General features: G+C 67.3%; 1 protein-coding gene. It reads right to left on the reverse strand.

Annotated elements, in window-relative coordinates; genetic code table 11:
* The coding region (locus EOA33_RS31035; protein WP_210212634.1) for a hypothetical protein at positions 1–2,753 on the reverse strand (2,753 nt) is incomplete at both ends.

Genomic DNA, 2,753 nt, shown 5'->3' on the forward strand with positions numbered 1-2,753 from the left:
GCGTCCACGCCTCGACCGTGAGGAGGCCCGTCGCATTGATGTTGGCGCCGCCGCCAATCGATGCCTCTACGTTCGGCTGAACATCGACGAAAGCGAAATTGAAGGTGAGCGCGCCGAGCCCCGCGGCAAGCGCGAAGGTGTCGGAATCCGCGTTGATCGTCGAGTCCGCATGGACGGTGATGGCTCCGACGGTGTCGGTCTGCCCGATCTGACCGCCCGCGCCGATCGTGGCCAGGACTTCCTTGGTGTTGTCGTCGTCATCGCCGATGGTGACGTCGCTGTAGGACGCGCCGACGGCCACCGCGCCGGCCTGTATGCCGGTCGTCAGCACGTCGAACGTCTGGTTGCTGGTCGCCGAGACCGTAAGGCTGGCCGCGTCGTTGACCACTGTGTTGTCGAGCAAGCCGGCCTGAATGCGGCTGGTATCGTTGACCACCGCGACCGATGCGCCGAGGCCGACGAAGCCGGCCTGCAAGGCGACGGTTGTGACATCGACATCCTGGCCGAAATGGCCTTCGACTCGGATGGCATTGCCAGCCTTCAGGCTTCCACCGGCCTTCGCTCGCACCTGCCCCGACACATTGACGACGGAAATCGAGGCGCCCAGGCCAACAAGACCGGCGCCCAGGCTGCCGACCAACATGTCGACTTCCATCTGTTCACGCGCGTTCACGACGATGTCGTGACCGGCCTCGACCGTGGCGCCGCCTTCGACGGACGCGGTGGTGCCGCGCTCGTCGGTGACGGCGGCCGTTAGCTTGTTAGTCAGGGCGCTGGAGGTCAGCGCGTTGGCGCCGACCTTGTCGCGTGCGCCTTCAACGCCGGCCTTGACCCGCGAGTCGGCCGTATTGCTGTTGGCGCTGCTGCCGAAGCGGCTCAATTCCCCGGTGACGCCTTCGACACCGTCGTCGGCCTGGCCGCCGGCCTCGTCATTGGCGGTCTTGGGGCTTCCGTCGTCCTTCGTCGCGTTGCCGCTGCCACCTTGGTTGTCCTGATAGGAGTCGCTGAATTCCTCGCCGACCGACCAGACCGACACGGACGCGCCGAGCCCGCCGACGCCGATGCCGCCGCTGAAGGCGAACCCACGCAGAACCTTGATTGCAACCGCGTTGACCGACACGTCGCCGCGCGCCCGCACCATGGCGTCGGCGTTGATCGCGGCAACCGTGTCGTTCTTGATGCTACCGAAGTCGATGCCACCGGCCAGGCCGATGAAACCGGCGCCGAGAGCGCCCGCAAAGGACGTGACCCGGACCTCGTTCGCAGCGTTGACATAGACGCCCTGCGCGCCCGCGACCGTGCCCGGATGGGCGACGTAATTTGCCGCGCCCTGGTTGATGTCGGCGCCGACCCCGATCAGCGCCTTGGTGTCCGAATTGAGCAGCGTCACAGTGACGGAGCCAGCCAAGCCGACATAAAGGCCACCGGCGCCGGCGACTGTCACGTTGGTGACCTCTTCCGACGATTCGGCCTGCACAATGACGCCATGCGCCTCGGCCGTGCCGAAGCCGCTCGGATCGCCGCCGCCGACGATCGTGCCAGTAAGCACGCCGCCGATGCCGGCGCCGTTGCCGGAGGCGTCGATGCTTGCATTGTCGCCGATCGTCGCTTCAGTAAGCTTGTCGACGGTGACGACCGCGACCGATCCGGCGGCGCCGCCGCCCGACAGGCCGATGGCGACCGCACCCGCGACCACCACCACCTCGGAATCGTCCTTGGCCATGACGGCGACGTCGCCGCCGGCGACAATCGTCGCGTTGGCGCCGACGCGGGCATAGGTCTCGGTGTCGAACGACAGCACCGAGACGCCGCCCGCCAGGCTGACCGTGCCACTGAAGGCAAGGCCGGCGGAGACGACGATGACCTTTTCCTTGGACGTGGAGATCACGGCGACGTCGTTGTTCGCCTTCACGTCCGCGCCGTCGTTGATCGTCGCGAAAGTATCGACCTTGATGACCGATACGTCGACGCCTGGCGCGCCCGCGCCCGAACCGCCGAAGGCCGCACCGGCCCCGACGCCGACATGGCTGAAGTCGCTCGCCGCCGCAACCAGCACGGACTGTCCAGCATTTCCGGCGCCGGCCATGTCCTGGTTGATCTGTGCATCGGCTCCGATGAACGCCTTTGTCTTGGTATCGACGATGTTGACGGCGGCACCAACTGCCACGCCGACCGAACCACCGCCGCCGACGGAAATTGCAAAAGTTTCGATATCATCCTTCGCCGAGGCCGAGACAGCCACGCCGCGGAAGCCGGTGTCGACCGCCGCGTTCGCAATCCGGTTCTGAGTCAGCCCCGGATCCTGCTGGACGTCGTCGCCGCCCTCCTGGTCGAGGTCCTTGAACTGGGTGAGGCCTGACGGCGTACCAGCCTCCAGGCTGCTCGCGGTCGGCTTGTTGCCGCCCTGCGGCTCGAAGCTCGACATCGCCTGGCTGCCCGCGTAGGAGACGTCGTAGCGGCCGGTTCTCGCCGCGACCGTGCCGTGGCCCTCGCCGGTGACGCGTGCACCCGCGCCGATGAAGGCATCCGTCACCTTGTCGACAACCGCAACGCCGGCCGCGACGCCGACACCGGCGCTGCCGCCAATCGCCACGCCGCCAACGATCAGGTCCATCTCGGTCTCGTCGAGTGCCTGGACGAGCACGCTGCCGCGTGCCCGCACATCCGTCAGGCCGCCGATTGGCGCCAGCGGATCCGACCCGATGAAGGCGCGGGTCTTCAGGTCCAGCACGAAGACGTCGGCCGTCAGCGTG

It is taken from the genome of Mesorhizobium sp. M4A.F.Ca.ET.050.02.1.1 (assembly GCF_003997725.1).
Lineage (GTDB): Bacteria > Pseudomonadota > Alphaproteobacteria > Rhizobiales > Rhizobiaceae > Mesorhizobium.